14 protein-coding genes are annotated in these 15,805 nt (G+C 61.1%); 5 read left to right on the top strand and 9 right to left on the bottom strand.

The window, feature by feature from the left end:
- Positions 1–157: 157 nt before the first annotated feature.
- The 4 genes from potE to ACODSV_RS33660 form a co-directional block, all read right to left on the bottom strand.
- A complete protein-coding gene (gene potE / locus ACODSV_RS33675) occupies positions 158–1,486 on the bottom strand; it encodes a putrescine-ornithine antiporter (RefSeq protein ID WP_150056333.1) in 1,329 nt (442 codons plus the stop codon).
- Positions 1,487–1,501: 15 nt separating this feature from the next.
- Positions 1,502–1,681 carry a hypothetical protein gene (locus tag ACODSV_RS33670; protein ID WP_411741564.1) on the bottom strand — a complete coding sequence of 60 codons (180 nt, stop codon included), beginning with the start codon at positions 1,679–1,681 and terminating at the stop codon, positions 1,502–1,504.
- A gap of 78 nt (positions 1,682–1,759) precedes the next feature.
- Complete coding sequence (locus ACODSV_RS33665) at positions 1,760–4,996, bottom strand: DEAD/DEAH box helicase (RefSeq protein ID WP_150056332.1); 3,237 nt, start codon at positions 4,994–4,996, stop codon at positions 1,760–1,762.
- 141 nt (positions 4,997–5,137) lie between these two features.
- Entirely contained in the window at positions 5,138–5,569 is a 432-nt protein-coding gene (locus ACODSV_RS33660; RefSeq protein ID WP_150056331.1) for a hypothetical protein, read from the bottom strand.
- 165 nt (positions 5,570–5,734) lie between these two features.
- Here ACODSV_RS33660 and ACODSV_RS33655 point away from each other — a divergent pair, with 165 nt between their 5' ends.
- Positions 5,735–6,748 (top strand): ABC transporter substrate-binding protein, encoded by a 1,014-nt coding sequence (locus ACODSV_RS33655; protein ID WP_024076088.1) that lies wholly within the window; start codon positions 5,735–5,737, stop codon positions 6,746–6,748.
- Positions 6,749–6,874: 126 nt separating this feature from the next.
- On the opposite strand, the gene ACODSV_RS33650 is transcribed toward ACODSV_RS33655, so the two are convergent.
- The gene (locus ACODSV_RS33650; RefSeq protein ID WP_024076087.1) at positions 6,875–7,663 is read right to left on the bottom strand and encodes an AraC family transcriptional regulator; all 789 of its coding nucleotides are present in this window, start codon (positions 7,661–7,663) and stop codon (positions 6,875–6,877) included.
- A gap of 86 nt (positions 7,664–7,749) precedes the next feature.
- Between ACODSV_RS33650 and ACODSV_RS33645 the strand changes: the two genes are divergently transcribed.
- From ACODSV_RS33645 to ACODSV_RS33630, 4 genes are all read left to right on the top strand, one after another.
- A complete protein-coding gene (locus ACODSV_RS33645; protein ID WP_150054565.1) occupies positions 7,750–8,748 on the top strand; it encodes a bile acid:sodium symporter family protein in 999 nt (332 codons plus the stop codon).
- A 499-nt stretch (positions 8,749–9,247) separates the two neighbouring features.
- Entirely contained in the window at positions 9,248–10,438 is a 1,191-nt protein-coding gene (locus ACODSV_RS33640) for a sugar transporter (protein ID WP_150054566.1), read from the top strand.
- A 158-nt stretch (positions 10,439–10,596) separates the two neighbouring features.
- A complete protein-coding gene (locus ACODSV_RS33635; RefSeq protein ID WP_024076084.1) occupies positions 10,597–11,292 on the top strand; it encodes a hypothetical protein in 696 nt (231 codons plus the stop codon).
- Positions 11,289–12,185: a hypothetical protein gene (locus ACODSV_RS33630; protein WP_150054567.1), complete on the top strand. Its 897-nt coding sequence runs from the start codon at positions 11,289–11,291 to the stop codon at positions 12,183–12,185. Before ACODSV_RS33635 ends, ACODSV_RS33630 begins: the two co-directional genes overlap by 4 nt.
- Before the next feature lie 10 nt (positions 12,186–12,195).
- Here ACODSV_RS33630 and tal read toward each other — a convergent pair whose 3' ends face one another.
- From tal to ACODSV_RS33610, 4 genes are read right to left on the bottom strand one after another with little or no spacing between them, the layout of a single operon-like run.
- Positions 12,196–13,119, bottom strand: coding sequence for a transaldolase (gene tal, locus ACODSV_RS33625; protein WP_024076082.1), 924 nt, complete (start codon positions 13,117–13,119; stop codon positions 12,196–12,198).
- A 24-nt stretch (positions 13,120–13,143) separates the two neighbouring features.
- On the bottom strand, positions 13,144–14,097 hold the full coding sequence (locus ACODSV_RS33620) for a sugar-binding transcriptional regulator (RefSeq protein ID WP_024076081.1): 954 nt from the start codon (positions 14,095–14,097) through the stop codon (positions 13,144–13,146).
- 45 nt (positions 14,098–14,142) lie between these two features.
- Complete coding sequence (locus ACODSV_RS33615) at positions 14,143–14,943, bottom strand: SDR family oxidoreductase (protein WP_069076475.1); 801 nt, start codon at positions 14,941–14,943, stop codon at positions 14,143–14,145.
- A gap of 10 nt (positions 14,944–14,953) precedes the next feature.
- A complete protein-coding gene (locus ACODSV_RS33610) occupies positions 14,954–15,718 on the bottom strand; it encodes an SDR family oxidoreductase (protein ID WP_024076079.1) in 765 nt (254 codons plus the stop codon).
- Positions 15,719–15,805 lie beyond the last annotated feature (87 nt).

Below are 15,805 nucleotides of genomic sequence, written 5' to 3'. Positions count from 1 at the left end.
TTTGCTGCCTTGGAGCCGACCGGTGTTGTGGCTGGTGTACTCGGTAAAAATGTGGAGGGGGCAAGCCCCCGATGGCGGCGTGTCAGCCAACACACCTGCCAACAGCACCACCGCCTTCGAAGCCTCGCTAAAGCTCGACATCTCCCACAGGGGATCGTCAGGCCTCGGGTGGATCTGCTGGTTCCCCAACAAACCGATTGGCCAGAAACCCATACAACAGATACCCCAGCGCCAACACCAGCATCGCGCCAAACACCGGCGCTTCCCCGCATGCGTAAATCGCATACAGCGAATACCCCACGGCTAATACGACGACCAGCGTGTTCCGCGCCTGTACCGTCGCACTGGCGCGCGCCTTGTGCATCATCACCAGCAAGCCGCTGAGGGCGGTCACGTAGGGCACCAGGTTGGTCACCACCGCCAGGTTCACCAGCTTGCTGAACTGCGCACTGGCGCTGGGCGAGATGGTCGACAAGGCGATCAGGCTTTGCAACGTCGCACAGGCCAGCAGCCCCAGCACCGGCGCATTGGCCTGGGTGACCCGGCTGAAAAAGCGTGGAAACAGGCGTTGGTCCGCCGACATCTTGGCCGTCTGCGCCAGGGTGAATTGCCAACCCAGCAGCGAACCGATGCAAGCCACCACCGCCAGCGCCATGATCAGCTTGCCCACCCAGGGGCTGAACATCTGCGCATAGACCAGCGCAAACGGCGCGGAGGAGGCGGCCAGCTCAGCGTTGGGGACGATGCCCTGGATCACCGACGTCGACAGCACATACACCACCGCCACCCCCAGCGTGCCCAGCAGGCACGCCAGCGGTACGGTGCGCTCGGGGTTCTCGACCGCGTCATAGCCTTGGGCGGCCGACTCCATGCCGAGGAAGGCCCACAGGGTCAGGGGAATACTCGCGCTGACGGCGTCCCACAGGTAGCGTCCGTGCGGGTTCCATGCCGCGGTGAACACCTCGGCCCGGAAATAGAACCAGCCGATCACGCACAGCCCCGCCACCGGAAGGATCACGCCCCACACCGTCACCACGCCGATGCGCCCGGTGATGCGTGGGCCGCCGAAGTTGGCCGCGGTGGTCAGCCAGATCAACGCCAGGCTGCCGATAAACAATGGCGCCGGTCCACTGCCCAGCCAGGGGATAAACGCTGACAGATAACCTACCGCTGAAAGCGCAATCGCCACATTGGCGATGATCAGCGAGAGAAAATACAGGAACGAGCACATGAAGAACCCGGACTTGCCGTGGGCCTCTTCGGTGTAGGCCGACATGCCGCCGCTGCGCTTACAAAAAATCCCGCATTGGGCAAAGCCGTAGGCAATTGCCATCGAACCGACCGCCGTGACACCCCACGACAGCAACGAAATGGCCCCCAATTGCGCCATGCTGGCCGGCAACATGATGATGCCCGAGCCCATCATATTGATCGCGACCAGGGCGGTCAGGCCCAGCAGGCTCATCTTTTTGCTTGATGCAGGCATCAAAGCTCCTTGTTATCAACGCGAACAGCAGATCTGCAACTCTTTGGATTTACCGGTGCTGATCTTTCGTTTCGCCCAGAACCCGCGCCGTATCTGCACCATGGCCTCCCGGGGGAGGCCGGTCTCGGTCCGGTGGTTTTCAGCCTTGGCGGCCAAGGTGCGCAGTTCGATCAATTGAGCGTTCATAGTGGCCATGCTGTCCCTTCCCACGAACGCTGCGCAAGCCAAAAGCAGAAACAGGCAAGATTGAAGCAGTAATGGTTGCGTCAACCCTCATTTGAACGGAGCCAGCTCCGTCAGTACCTGTGGTACCAGTAAGTCCATTACGTCACAGAACAACAAGCGGTCGCGCCAGTCGTTGCGATCACCGATCACATAGAAGCGTCGCTTGGCTCGTGTTGCTGCAACGTTCAGTAGATTGGGTTCGCTGACCACCCAATCACGCGCAGCTGGGTTTTCACTGTTGCCACCCAGCACCATGATGACCACCGCTGCCTCTTTGCCCTGCATCGTATGGATGGTGCCGTAGACCATCTTGCGTGGAAGCAGATCCCTGAGGCGGTCCCGCACTGCCTGGAAAGGCGTAATAACAGATATGTCGGAGATGCTTACGCCGTCTGCACGAAGGCTTGTCAGCAAGCGCATCAGCGCATCTCCTTCTGCAGGAACCCAATTCCCGGTGGACCCGCCGCTGGCCTGAACCCAACCTGTAGGCAAGCTGGCGGTGGTTTCTTTTTCCGGGGGAGGGGGGCGAGTGCCAAATACCATCACCCCGTCATAGGCGATCCGGTTGGCTAGCGCGTACATCGGTCTATCACAGCGACGGTGGACCACCAGGGGCAAGCCGACCCATCGCTTATCATCCACCGGGCCCATCATGCGACCCCATTGCGTGGCTTCGTCGGCCAGAGTTTGCGCGGATTGGCGGTTTGGGAGCCAGTGCTCATCGACCTCATAGCGTGTGCGCATATGTTCCAGTACGGCATCCGATACGGTGACGATAGGCTTGAGTTGCAAAGGGTCTCCAACCAATACCGCGCGCCGAGCACGCCACAGTGCGCCCACTGCTGCCTGCGGTGTGGCCTGGCCTGCTTCATCCACCAGTAGCCAGCCGATTTCGCCTACACCCAATGAGCCGAATGAGCGAGCAAAAGACGCGAAAGTGCTGCTCAAAACAGGAACAAGCATGAACAATGACGCCCAGCCAGAACGGATTGCATCGCGGGAGAGGCCACGGAAACGGCCCCCTTGCAGTACGCTGTTAATGAAAAACAGGTTGGTGCGAATACGCTTGGCTTCGAGTTCGAACAAGCATTGATGTAGCTTGAGTGCCTGGATGAAAACGCGTGCCCGTGCCTGTCGCCACCCAGCAATCGCCCAAGGCTCAACCAGCTCTATGGCCTCACCGCGTCCGATGATGCCGTGCTTGAGCCAGGCCAATAAATGGTCTGCTTTGCAGGCCTGTGCCAGGGCAGTGATGTGTTCGCAGTGCTGGCGCTGACGTGACTGCAGGTGCACCAGCGTAGCGTTGGCTTCGCTATACAGGCCCTCAAGCAGTTTGCGTTCGGCTGCTTGGCGAAGCGTACTGCGCTTGACGCGTTCAAAGCCCTCTTGCGCGACTGAACGCCTTGCGTTGATAAGGCGGCCTACGGTGTTCCAGCTGCGTTGCGCTCCCCACAGGCTAAACAAATTGGCAAAGAAGCCTGGCGTGTCCCGATGGTGTGATTGCAGTTCGCGCAGGCACTGTTGAAGAGCCTCCTCAGCGGGTTTGAATTCGACCTCGTCAAGTTGTGCGAGTCGCCCATCGACGTCTTTGATTTTGCTGCTCAACTGCTTGAGCGTGTCGGTCTGCTCAGTAATCTGATGGCGTAGATCATTCAGGGCCTGAATATGCGCATTGATGCGCAGGGCGTCGGCACTCAGTTGTTCGGCATGTGACCTCGCCGCGTTATAGGCGGCGACCGCCTGCTTCCAGGTTTGCAGGCGTTGAGCGGTGGTCCGCGTGACATCGACTTGAATTTTCAGCCAGCCCAGAAAGCCTTGAGGTCCCGGTTCTTCGGCGTCATCAGGCAGGTCGCCCGATTCAGACTCGTTGGGCTCCTGTTGATCCTCAAGTGCTTCGGCGTCCATAGCCGTCATCCAATCGTTGTGGTCATCGAGCGTGCTGCCGGCCTTGGGCTTTTCGGGTGATTTCCCGTAGAAATATCGGCTGATGAACGCATTACGCCGGGTTTTGCTGCCCAGCGCTGCTGAAATCAAGCCCCAGGCGGGTTTACCACTGACCAATTCGCCCAGTTCGCTAAAGTAGTCGGCTTCCGCCAGCCAGCTTGGGTCGACCTTGTCTCGTTGGGGCAGTTCTAGAGTGACGTTTTCAACAGCCCCATTATTCGAAGACGCAATGACTATTTCAAAACCGAGCAGGGCAGGGTTGAGCTTATGGACTTTTTGGGCATCGTTACCGTCGCCGGCCTTTTCCGGTACATCGTCGATGAACGCTGCAGAGGCGCGAGGCAGGCTGGCGAGTTTATCGGCTCGCTGAGTGACCACGGCGGCTATAAGATCCCGTAGCAAGGTGGTCTTGCCAGTACCGGGCGGGCCGTTGATACCGAGTATGCCCCCGCCATCGCCCAGCGTGCGCATGATGGTGTTCACCGCCAGTTGCTGAGAATGCACCAGCCCAAGATGGTGTTCCGCAGGCCAGCATCCCGATGCGTAATGCTTGGGCGTCAATCGCTCGATGACTGACAAGCTGGCATCGTCATCATCGATGTGCAGGCGATTGTCCGGGGCGTGCCGCGCAAGGTATTGATCAAGCGCCTTGCTCGACAGGCCTTTTCGCAAGCTGTCTGACACGTCGGCGAGGTCTGAGAGCAGGAAACTGTTGAGCGGGTCGTCTTCCTGCTCCGGTTTCTTTTCCTTGACGGGGGTGGAGCGCCACCGGTGGCGAAGTTGAGCGGGCTCTGGGAAAAAATTATCCAGGCCAAGGAACTGGCGAATGTTGACCGTCAACTGGAGCAGCGCGTCCGCGTCGACCTGGCCACCCATCAGCACCTTAATGTCTTCACGCAAGCAATTCTGGTCGTCGTCGAAACCTCGGGTCCAATCCCTTTTGCTCAGCGCGCGGCCAAGGAACCAGGCTTCGCTGGAGAGCACCAGGCTGTCTTGCACCATCATGCCCTGAGCCGTGAATTTCAGAGCAAAGAGTGCAGACTCTCGGCGTTTTGGATGTTCTTTGTAGCCTTGGTCGGCGCCGTAAAGCTGCTTGAGCTCATCGGCCACTGCCTGGCTGTCGTACAGGTGGGCGAATAGGGTATGGCTCCAGACCCTCTTGCCTGGGATCTGCTGGCCTGCGACGGGACTCTCTTCAGACCAAGGCATCACCGTTCGAGCAGCGTTGACGTCATGGAAAAACGACGAAAACAGGCCGTCGCGCTTTTCTATTTTCGGGGCTGATTGAGGTTGTAACAGCTCAACGGCGTGCCAGTAGCGGGTGATGCATTCTTGATTCATCAACTTCATTCCTTTGTGGTTGACGCCGGATTGTCCCTGTTCGGCGGCACGCTCGTGACTTTCTGATGGTACAACGCGACTCAGATACCTGGAAATTGCCATCCAAGCGGAGGTCAGTTTCCTCGCAGAGTCCGAGCCTTATCAGGCTGCCGACTGTGGTAATAACCGCAGTTCTCCATCAACTTCCTTGACCAGCCCACTGGCCAAAAAAAGCGGCAATAAGCGTTTGTGTAACTGCGGTTCGACAAAGTCCTTCACCCCATCTATTGCCAGGTTACCCGCGCCGGTAAGTTCGGCCTTGGTGTAGGACAACCAGGCTTTCTTGAGCATCAACAGCACATCACTGCCGGCCGTGGACGCAAAGCGACGGTGGGTCGGCTTAGCGTCGAAGGTGAACGTGTGTTGCTGTTCATAGCTGCTTTCATCGCCGCCACTGGCCGCACACCGTACGCAGGTGCACGGGCCATCGCCAAATGCGCTGCGCAGGTAGGCGTTGAAGTCCACCACGGGCTTGAGTGACAGGCGCTTATCCACCTCGAACAGGTCCCCGGTCATTTTTTCGTCAGTGTTCAACGTCCATTTCCTCGCAGGTATCAGGCGGCTTTTCAAAGCGCGGCACAATAGCAGCCGGGCGCCGATTTGGGGATGATTTGCATAACAATAGATCGCGATATTCTTTTGCGCTCTTAAAAACCGCCGCTAGGCTTCATCACCTCCTCGAAAACGCGGCAGCCCTCCATGACTTTCAAACGTTCCTCCCTGACCCTCCTGGCCGCATCCCTGGCCGCCGCCGGTGCGTTACTCAGCCCCGGCGCCCAGGCCGAAGGCAAGATCAGTATCGCCCAGCAGTTCGGCATCGGTTACCTGATCCTTGATGTAGTGCGCGACCAGCACCTGATCGAAAAACACGGCAAGGCACAGGGCCTGGATATCCAGGTGGAATGGAACAGCATTTCCGGCGCTACGGCCATGAACGAATCGCTGCTGGCCGGCGCGCTGGACGTGGTGTCGGCCGGTGTGCCGCCGATGCTCACCCTATGGGACCGCACCCAGGGCAAACAGAACGTCAAGGCCATCGCCTCCCTTGGTTCGATGCCCAACTACCTGCTGTCCAACAACCCCAAGGTCAAGACCCTCAAGGACTTCACCGAGAAAGACCGCATCGCCGTGCCCGCCGCCGGCGTGGGCTTCCAGTCGCGCACCTTGCAGATCGAAACCGCCAAGCAGTTCGGCGACGCCCACTACAAGAAATTCGATGACATCTCCATCAGCCTGGCCCATCCCGACGCCACGGCGGCGCTGATTGCCGGCGGTTCGGAGATCAATTCGCACTTCTCCAGCCCGCCGTTCCAGTACCAGGAACTGTTGAACCCCAACGTACACAAGGTGCTCAGTTCCTACGACATCCTTGGCGGTCCGGCCACCTTCAACGTGCTCTACACCACGCAGAAATTCCACGACGAGAACCCCAAGACCTACAAGGCGTTCTATGACGCCCTGGCGGAGGCGGAGACGATCATCAAGGCTGACAAACCGGCGGCGGCCAAGGCGTATATTCGCGTCGAGCAATCCAAGCTGCCGTTGGACCTGGTGGAGAAAATCGTCCAGGACCCGGAAATCGACTTCACCATCGTGCCGCAGCGGACCTATATTTATGCCGAGAAATTGCATGAGCTCGGCGTGCTGAAAAACAAGGCGGCGAGCTGGAAAGACTACTTCTTCGAAGAGGCCCACGGCGGCAACGGCAGCTGAACGTCGATCCCCATTGGAAGTACGGTCAACATTGTGGGAGGGGGCTTGCCCCGATAGCGGTGGGTCAGCTACAGATAAGCTGACTGTTCCACTGCCATCGGGGGCAAGCCCCCTCCCACATTAGTGTCAGCGGAAGAATTCACCGGGGGTGGCATCGAACTGCTGCCGAAACGCGTTGATAAACGCCGAGGTGGACTCATAGCCACAGCTCAACGCCACATCTGTGACCCGCTCGCCTTGCTCCAAGGCGGGCAGGGCGCTCAATAACCTTAAACGCTGGCGCCAGGCCCGAAACGTCAGGCCGGTGTCACGCACGAACAAGCGGCTCAGTGTCTTTTCACTGACCCCCAGCTTCCCGCTCCAATCGCCCAATGTCGTCTGCTGTTCCGGGTGCAGGTTCAAACTGCGATAGATCTGGCGCAACCTGGGGTCGAGGGGCAATGGCAGCATCAAATCCACTTGGGGCGCCGCCGCCAATTGATCCAGTATCACCTGGGCCAGGCGACCATCGGGGCCGTCCTCGGCGTATTCCACCGGCAACGCGCTGAAGCTGCGAATCAGCTCACGCAACAGGCTGCTCACCTCCAGCACCTGGCAACGTTCGGCGGCCCAGGCGGTGACCCGGCAATCCAAGTAGAGGCTGCGCATCTCGGTGTGGGGCGAGCTGTACACCCGGTGCGGCATGCCCGCCGGAATCCACACCGCGCGCTGAGGCGGCGCGACGAAACGGCCGGCGCTGGTCTGGATCTCCAGCACCCCGGAAATCGCGTAGGACAATTGCACCCACGGGTGGCTGTGCCGACGGGTGAGGGCGCGATTGGGCAGCGATTCGGTACGCCCATACACCGGCCGTGGCAGGCTGGAAAGCCCGGGCACGCTGCGGCGCACGGTTTTGTCATGTCCTTTAGGCGGCATTTACTGGCTCATTGGCGTTAGTCGGTAACAAGGCGTTACGTTAGAGTCGCGGTGACGCTCTTGGCAACCCCCGGAAGATCCTGCTTATGACTCGCCCCCGTTTTCTGCCTGACAACTTCACATTGACGCTGATCGCCACGGTGATCCTCGCCTCCCTGCTACCCGCCAGTGGCCAGACCGCCGTGGCCTTCGGCTGGGTGACCAACCTGGCGATCGCGCTGCTGTTTTTCCTGCACGGCGCCAAACTGTCGCGCCAGGCCATCGTCGCCGGGGCGGGCCACTGGCGCTTGCACTTGCTGGTATTCAGCCTGACTTTCGTGCTGTTCCCACTGCTGGGCCTGGCGCTCAAGCCGGTGTTGTCGCCGTTGATTGGCAAAGACCTGTACATGGGCATGCTTTACCTCTGTGCGCTGCCGGCCACCGTGCAATCGGCGATTGCCTTCACCTCCCTGGCCCGCGGCAATATCCCGGCGGCGATTTGCAGCGCGGCGGCGTCGAGCCTGTTCGGCATCTTCCTCACGCCGTTGCTGGTGACCCTGTTGATGAATGTCCACGGTGAAGGCGGCTCTACGCTCGATGCGATCTTGAAGATCAGTGTGCAACTGCTGCTGCCGTTTATCGCCGGGCAGATCGCTCGGCGCTGGATCGGCGCATGGGTGGGGCGTAACAAGGCTTGGCTGAAATTCGTCGACCAGGGCTCGATCCTGCTGGTGGTGTACGGGGCGTTCAGCGAGGCGGTCAACGAAGGTATCTGGCACCAGATCCCGCTGTGGGAACTGGGCGGCCTGGTGGTGGCCTGCTGCGTGTTGCTGGGCCTGGTGCTGTTGGCGTCCACCGTGTTGGGCAAGGCGTTCGGCTTTAACCAGGAAGACCGCATCACCATCTTGTTCTGCGGCTCGAAAAAGAGCCTGGCGACGGGCGTGCCGATGGCCCAGGTGCTGTTCGCCGGGGCGACCATGGGGGTGCTGATCCTGCCGTTGATGCTGCTCCATCAGATTCAGTTGATGGTCTGTGCGGCGTTGGCGCAGCGTTATGCCAACCGGCCGGAAAGCATCCCGGAAATGATGGGGCAGGTGGATCCGTGATCCCACGCCCAGGCGCCGACGCAAATAGCCGCTCGGTCAGCCGTGTCGGCATGAGCATCAACAGGGGGTCGTGGGTGGGGAATCTTTCCCGGCTGTAGGGCGGCTCAGGTTGTCGGTCAAGGGCCGCTTGAGTTCAGGCGCGCGCTGGCCGGGCACAGGGTGTGCGACAAATGCGCGCAGTGCTGCGGTGATTGACGCGACGTGGCGTTCCCCGCCAGTCGTGGCACTCGCTTCAATGGGCACCGCGCTGCATCGGTGGCCGGCGCCCAGGCGGCCTGTCACGCCGGGCGTTATTACCACCCGCGTTACCCGTGGGAGGCAAGCTCGGCAAGCCGATGGCGCCGCTCGCTGACGTGATGGCCCTGGCCTCGTCATGAGGGATCGGACGACGAATGCCTGGGATCAGCGTCAACAGCCGCCCGAGAAACCTATAGAATGCTGGGCGGCGGCGCTCCTCCTGGGTGGCCGCTCGATCATCGCCAGAGTGCCGCACCGTTCAATGAGCCTTTCAGCCGCAACCCCCCAAGCCAATTGGCAGCCGGTCATCGCCCTGGCGCTGGCCGCCTTTGTGTTCAATACCACCGAATTCGTCCCCGTCGGGCTGCTCAGCGCCATCGGCGCCAGCTTCGACATGCCGATTGCCAGCGTTGGCCTGATGCTCACCATCTACGCTTGGGTGGTGTCGGTGACGTCACTGCCGGTGATGCTGCTGACCCGCAATATCGAGCGGCGCAAGTTGCTGATCGTGTTGTTTTGCCTGTTCATCGCCAGCCATATCCTCTCCAGCGTGGCCACCGGCTTCGGCCTGTTGATGGTCAGCCGTATTGGCATTGCCTTGTCCCATGCGCTGTTCTGGTCGATCACCGCTTCCCTCGCCGTGCGCCTGGCGCCCGCCGGCAAGCAGGTGCAAGCCCTCGGGCTGCTGGCCACCGGCACGTCCCTGGCGATGGTCCTCGGCATTCCCCTGGGCCGCCTGCTCGGTGAAGCCATGGGCTGGCGCACCACGTTCCTGGTGATCGCCGCCTTCGCCGCCGCCCTGGTGTTCTGGCTGGCGCGCACCTTGCCGCTGTTGCCCAGCCAGAACTCCGGCTCGTTGCGCAGCCTGCCACTGCTGTTCAAGCGCCCGGCGCTGGTGGCGCTGTATGTGCTCACTGCCATGACCGTGACTGCGCAATTCACCGCCTACAGCTACATCGAACCTTTCGTTGAAGGCGTCGCGGGCCTGAGCGGCAATGTGGTCACCCTGTTCCTGCTGGTGTTCGGTGGTGCGGGCATCCTCGGTTCGCTGCTGTTCAGCCTGGTACACCGCTTCAACCCCCATCTGTTCGTGATCGGTGCGGTGTTCCTGCTCGCGGCGTGCCTGGCGCTGTTGCTGCCATTGAGTGGTGCGCAGTCGTACCTGGTGGGCCTGAGTGTGTTCTGGGGCATGGCGATCATGGGCTTCGGCCTGGCCATGCAGTCGAAAGTGCTGGTGTTGGCACCGGACGCCACCGATGTGGCCATGGCGATGTTTTCCGGTATCTACAACATTGGTATTGGCGGTGGCGCGCTGATGGGCAGTTGGGTCGGCAGCCACTTCGGCTTCGCCTGGATCGGCGCGGCGGGCGGGTTGCTGGCAGCGGTGGCGTTGATCGGGTATTGCCTGGCAATCAGGCGCTTTGGGCAGGGTGTGGCGCAGACGCCGGCTTGATCGCCGCGGGCGACCATTGGTCGCCTTCGAACACCCACACTGTTATTAAGTTGACGCCATTTTTTCCTGCTTTTAATATCCCCAGCCAATGATGGCATGGTGATGGCATTTGCTCGTCAGACACTGCTGGCAATCCACTCTTTAAAAGGACTTTTCCCGTGGCATTTCGCACGTTCCGAAACTGTATCGCCCTGTTTTTCATCTGCTCCGGCCTGTTTGGTTGCGCAGCCAATATCCAAAAGCCGGTTGAACTCGACACCCAGTTCTGGAACGACAAGAGCCAGACCATTGGCGTGGCCATGACTGCCTTGCCGCCCTCGGAGCTGGTGCTCGGTGGCAATCAGGGGCTGTTGGACCTGGCGATCAACAAGGGTGTCAACAGTAAACTCAGCACCCACGTCAGTACCTGGAAGCTGCAGGACGCCGCCAGTATTCCCGATGAAATCGTCGCCAAGCTGGTGGCCAAGGGTTACAAGGCCAAGCGCGTGGACGAGTCGATCGACCTCGCCAAGTTCAAGGAAACCAAATTCCGCGAAGGCTTCTTCGGCCGTGACCTGACGCCGTTGCAAGCCAAGTACGGCGTGGATCGCCTGCTGTTGATCTCCTACACCGCCAGTGGCGCATACCGCACCTACTACAGCGTGGTGCCTACCAGCGTGCCGACCCCGCAAGTGGGCGGTATCGGCCTGGTGGTCGACCTGCGTGACAATCACCTGCTCTGGTACAAGCCGTTTGCCGTGACTCAGCCGGCGCAGGGTGAGTGGGACCAACCCAACTTCAGCAACTTGTCGAACGCCTACTACCAGGCCGTGGACAGCAGCCGTCAACTGGTCATCACTCCGTTCGCCCAATGAAGGTCCTGGGCAGTGCCTTGCTCATTGCCAGTGGCCTGATGCTGGGGGCGTGCGCCCAGCATCCGCTGCCTGAACCGGGCTTCAATACGCCGTCCGCGCTGTCTTATATCAATGCCCACGGCGCCAAGGTCGAAGTGCGGTGGCCGGCGCAGGGCCTTGTCACCGCGTCGATGGTGATTGATAGCAAGCGCGCGGCGGACGCCGCTCAAGTCAGTGACAATGTCACCCGCAGCGCGGTGAATGCCGGGGGCGTGGTGGGGTTGTTGATCGCCAGCGCCATTAATACCCAGACCGGCGCGGGTGTGCTCGAACGCGATGCGCGCAATAGTGCAGAACACGATGCACGCCCGATGACGACGCTGCTCGGCGAGAAAAACCTGGAAGCGATCTTTTCCCGACGCTATCAACAGACCGGCCAGGCGGCTGGCCTGCCTTCGGCACAGGGGCCGGTCAGCGCGCTGGTGCTGGTCGAACCGCGGCTGGTGCTGAGCGCGGACCGGGGCAGCTTTATCCTGGTCAACCGGGTGCAGGTCCAGGACATCGCCGGGTCGGTGCTGTATCAACGGCGCATTGACGTGGTCGGGCAGCCGTTTCGCAGCTGTGGTGCGCAATGCATCGACGATGGCCACCTGGAGTGGGCCAAGGTGAACGAGCAACTTGAAGTCTGCATTGACGAGACCATGCGCGTGCTTGCACAAGACCTGCGCGCGGGCGAGGGGGCGGATGCAGGGGAGCAGACGGTGCGTTACGTGCTGGACGGTCGCCGTGTGGTTGAACGCGGTCGGCTGTTGCCGTCAGCCGGTGTGTATCACCGGTACCGTAACCTGGATGGCGCGATCAAGTCGGTACCGATGCCGTTCGAAAACATCGCGGTGCAGGCGGTTTCACCCTGACGGGGCGGGCTTAAAGCCCGCCGAGCAAGGTCTCCAGCTTTTCCTGGTCACGCGCAAACTGGCGGATACCTTCCGCGAGTTTTTCCGTGGCCATTGCATCTTCATTCGACGCCCAGCGAAATTGCGCCTGCGTCAGCCGCTGGCGCGGTTCGCCGTCGGTGCCTGGCACCAGCTTGCGTTCCAGGGTGCCCTGATCTTCGTCGAGCTTTTGCAGCAGGTCCGGGCTGATGGTCAGGCGGTCGCAGCCAGCCAGTTGTTCGATCTGGCTGAGGGTGCGGAAGCTGGCGCCCATCACCACGGTCTTGATTTCATTGGTCTTGTAGTAGTTGTAGATGCGCGTCACCGACTGCACGCCCGGATCATCAACGCCGGTGTAGTCCAGGCCGGTGTTCTTGCGGTACCAGTCGTAGATACGGCCCACGAATGGTGAGATCAGGAACACGCCGGCATCGGCGCAGGCCACGGCCTGGGCGAAGGAGAACAACAGGGTCAGGTTGGTCTGGATCCCGGCTTTTTCCAGGCGCTCGGCGGTGCGGATGCCTTCCCAGGTGGAGGCCAGTTTGATCAGCACGCGGTCGCGGCCGATACCGGCCTGGTCGTACAGGGCGATCAACTGGTTGGCCTTGGCCCACAATGCGTCTTCGTCGAAGGACAGGCGTGCGTCGACTTCGGTGGAGATGCGCCCGGGGATCACCTTGAGAATGCCGGCACCCACCGCCACTGCAAAGTGGTCGCAGGCCAGGCCCACGTCACCCTTGGCATGGGCCACGGCGCTGCGCAGCAGCTCGGCATATTCCGGGATGGCGGCGGCCTTGAGCAGCAGGGAAGGGTTGGTGGTGGCGTCGACCGGGCGCAGGCGGCTGATGGCTTCCAGGTCGCCGGTGTCACAGACCACGGTGGTGAATTGCTTGAGTTGTTCGAGCTTGGACGTCATGAGCGGCAGTCTCCAGAATGAGGGTTAGTGGTTCAGCGCCTGGGCGGTGTCGAGGTCGGTGATCAGGATGTCGAGGTAGCCGCCCTTGAGCGCCCCACGAATCGCCTGGACCTTGTTCAACCCGCCGGCGAGGCCGAGCACGCGGTGGATCGAGCGCAGCTTGGGCAGCGCTACCGACACCACGAATTCTTCATCTTCTTCCAGCACCGGCTTGCCCTGGGCATCGAAGTAGCGCAAGCAGATATCGCCGACGGCACCGCGTTCGGCGAGCAGGCGCAGCATGTCTTCGGTGTAGTAGTTGCCGCTGTTGCGCAGCAGCTGCGAGGGTTCCAGGTCGCCGATGCCGACAATCGCCAGGGTGATGCTGTCAAAGCGTTGCAGCACCTCCTTGACCTCTTCCATTTCGATGATGCGCTGCTTGCTTTCCACCGATTGCTCGATGCTCTGTGACGGCAGCAAAAACGCCGGGCAGTTGAGCAGGGTGGCCAGGCGTTGGGTCAGCAGGGTGGCTTCGAAGGCGCCTTTGTTGCCGACGCCGCCCAACAGTTGTACCACTTCCTGGGCGCCTTGCTTGCCCGGTTGTGCATGCAAATGGCCGACCATGGCGCGAATGGTGCTGCTCCACGACGAAATACCGATATGGTCCTGGGGGGACAGGCTGGTCTCCAGGTAATGAGCGGCGGCCGAGCCGATGGCCTGCTTGATGCTTTCATCGTTGCCCGGTTCGGTGGCTTCCACCACGATCACCCGGCGCACGCCATAACGGCGCTGCAATTGGGTTTCCAGCTCCAGGTGCAGGCCTTGCAGGCGCATGACCGTGATCTTGACCACGCCTTCTTGCAGCGCCCGGCGCAGGGCGCGGCTGATAAAGGATTGGGACAGGTCCAGCTGTGCGGAAATCTCGGACTGCTTGAGCCCTTCTTCGTAATAGAGGCTCGCGATCTTGGTGATCAGGCGCTGTTCTTCGATCTGGCTCATGAAGGCCTCAGTGGTGAAATCAATGCGGGTGAGGATACCAAACCCTTACGACATGATCAGGCCGCCGTCGATATTGATTGCCTGGCCGGTCAGGTAGGCCGCGTCATCGGAGGCCAGGAATGCCACCAATCCCGCCACGTCCGAGGGTTTGCCGGCTCGGCGCAGGGGGATGTTCTTGACCCACTCGGCCATCAGTTCACCCTTGCCATAGCGCTTTTCATCGGTGCTGAGGATCTCGCCCCATACGCGGTCGTTGTAGTCCCACATCTCGCTTTCGATGATGCCGGGGCAGAACGCGTTGACCGTGATGTTATGCCGCGCCAACTCCAGCGCCAGGCTCTGGGTGATGCCGATCACGCCCATTTTGCTCGCGGCGTAGTGCGGGGTGTAGATAAACCCCTGGCGGCCCTGGCCGGACGAGGTGTTGATCAGCCGGCCGCTGCCTTGCTTGACCATGTACTTGGCCGCTTCCCGGCAGCCCAGCCACACGCCGGTGGTGTTGACTTGCAGGACCTTGTCGAAGTCGGCACGGGGCATTTTGTCGTAGTGATCGATGGTGATGATGCCGGCGTTCTGTACCGACACGTCGATGCTGCCAAAGCGTGCGTGGCCTTCGCGGTAGAGCTTTTCGATATCGTCTTCACGGGTGACGTCGATGCCCAGCGCGAGGACATCGACCTGGTATTCCTGGGCCAGTTGGTCGGCGGTGAAGGTCACGCGCTCCAGGTCGTTGGAGGCCAGCACCAGGTTGGCGCCCTCCTGGGCGAAGCGCTCGGCAATGCCGGCGCCGATGCCACGGCAGGCGCCGGTGATCACCACAGTTTTACCGCTGAATCGTTGCGACATGAGGGGCTCCTTACCAGCAGACAAAGCCGCCATCGACCAACAGGTCGACACCGGTGCAGAAAGACGACGCCTGGCTGACCAGGAAGATCGCCGGGCCGACCATTTCGTCCACGCTGGCCATGCGGCCCATGGGCGTGGTCTGTTCAAAGATCTTCACCTGGTCGGCGACTTCCGGGCGTGAGTTCATCGGCGTGGCGGTGTAGCCCGGGCTGATGCAATTGACCCGCAGGCCCTTGTCTGCCCACTCCATCGCCAGGCTTTTGCTCAGGTGGATCACCCCGGCCTTGGAGGTGTTGTAGTGGGCTTGCAACAGGCCACGATTGACGATGCTGCCGGACATGGAGGCGATATTGACGATCGCGCCTTTGCCCCGTGGCAACATCACCGCGGCCTGGGCCTGGCAACTGAGGAAGATGCCGGTGAGGTTGATGTCCAGGGTGGTTTGCCAGCGTTGCAGTTCCAGGTCCTCGGCGGCCTGGGCGTTGGCGATGCCGGCGCAGTTGACGGCCACGCTGAGTGGGCCGAGTTCTTGTTCGGTTCGCGCGACCGCTGCATCCAGCGCGGCGCGTTCGGTGACGGTGCCGCTGAGGGCCAGGGCTCGACGGCCCAGGGCCTGGATGCGCTCTACCGTGCTGGCAATGCCGGGGCTGCCCGGAAGATCAAAGCAGGCGACATCCGCGCCCGCTTCGGCGAGCCCGACGGCGATAGCCTGGCCAATGCCGCTGCCGGCGCCGGTGACAAAGGCCACTTGGTCTTGAAGACTAAAAAGCTGCATGAACTACTCCAATCTTGAAATCACAGTGGAACCCCTGTGGGAGGGGGCTTGCCCCCGATAGCAGTGGTTCAGTTACAGATGCATCTA

The organism is Pseudomonas sp. FG86 (assembly GCF_057808775.1).
The sequence above is the reverse complement of the archived record's forward strand: the minus strand, read 5'-3'. Positions and strand labels throughout refer to the sequence as shown.

What these genes read in the sequence shown, in the direction of transcription:
- potE (WP_150056333.1), bottom strand. Translation starts at nt 1,486, where the DNA reads ATGCCTGCATCAAGCAAAAAGATGAGCCTGCTGGGCCTGACCGCCCTG.
- ACODSV_RS33670 (WP_411741564.1), bottom strand. Translation starts at nt 1,681, where the DNA reads ATGGCCACTATGAACGCTCAATTGATCGAACTGCGCACCTTGGCCGCC.
- ACODSV_RS33665 (WP_150056332.1), bottom strand. Translation starts at nt 4,996, where the DNA reads ATGAATCAAGAATGCATCACCCGCTACTGGCACGCCGTTGAGCTGTTA.
- ACODSV_RS33655 (WP_024076088.1), top strand. Translation starts at nt 5,735, where the DNA reads ATGACTTTCAAACGTTCCTCCCTGACCCTCCTGGCCGCATCCCTGGCC.
- ACODSV_RS33650 (WP_024076087.1), bottom strand. Translation starts at nt 7,663, where the DNA reads ATGCCGCCTAAAGGACATGACAAAACCGTGCGCCGCAGCGTGCCCGGG.
- ACODSV_RS33645 (WP_150054565.1), top strand. Translation starts at nt 7,750, where the DNA reads ATGACTCGCCCCCGTTTTCTGCCTGACAACTTCACATTGACGCTGATC.
- ACODSV_RS33640 (WP_150054566.1), top strand. Translation starts at nt 9,248, where the DNA reads ATGAGCCTTTCAGCCGCAACCCCCCAAGCCAATTGGCAGCCGGTCATC.
- ACODSV_RS33630 (WP_150054567.1), top strand. Translation starts at nt 11,289, where the DNA reads ATGAAGGTCCTGGGCAGTGCCTTGCTCATTGCCAGTGGCCTGATGCTG.
- tal (WP_024076082.1), bottom strand. Translation starts at nt 13,119, where the DNA reads ATGACGTCCAAGCTCGAACAACTCAAGCAATTCACCACCGTGGTCTGT.
- ACODSV_RS33620 (WP_024076081.1), bottom strand. Translation starts at nt 14,097, where the DNA reads ATGAGCCAGATCGAAGAACAGCGCCTGATCACCAAGATCGCGAGCCTC.
- ACODSV_RS33615 (WP_069076475.1), bottom strand. Translation starts at nt 14,943, where the DNA reads ATGTCGCAACGATTCAGCGGTAAAACTGTGGTGATCACCGGCGCCTGC.
- ACODSV_RS33610 (WP_024076079.1), bottom strand. Translation starts at nt 15,718, where the DNA reads ATGCAGCTTTTTAGTCTTCAAGACCAAGTGGCCTTTGTCACCGGCGCC.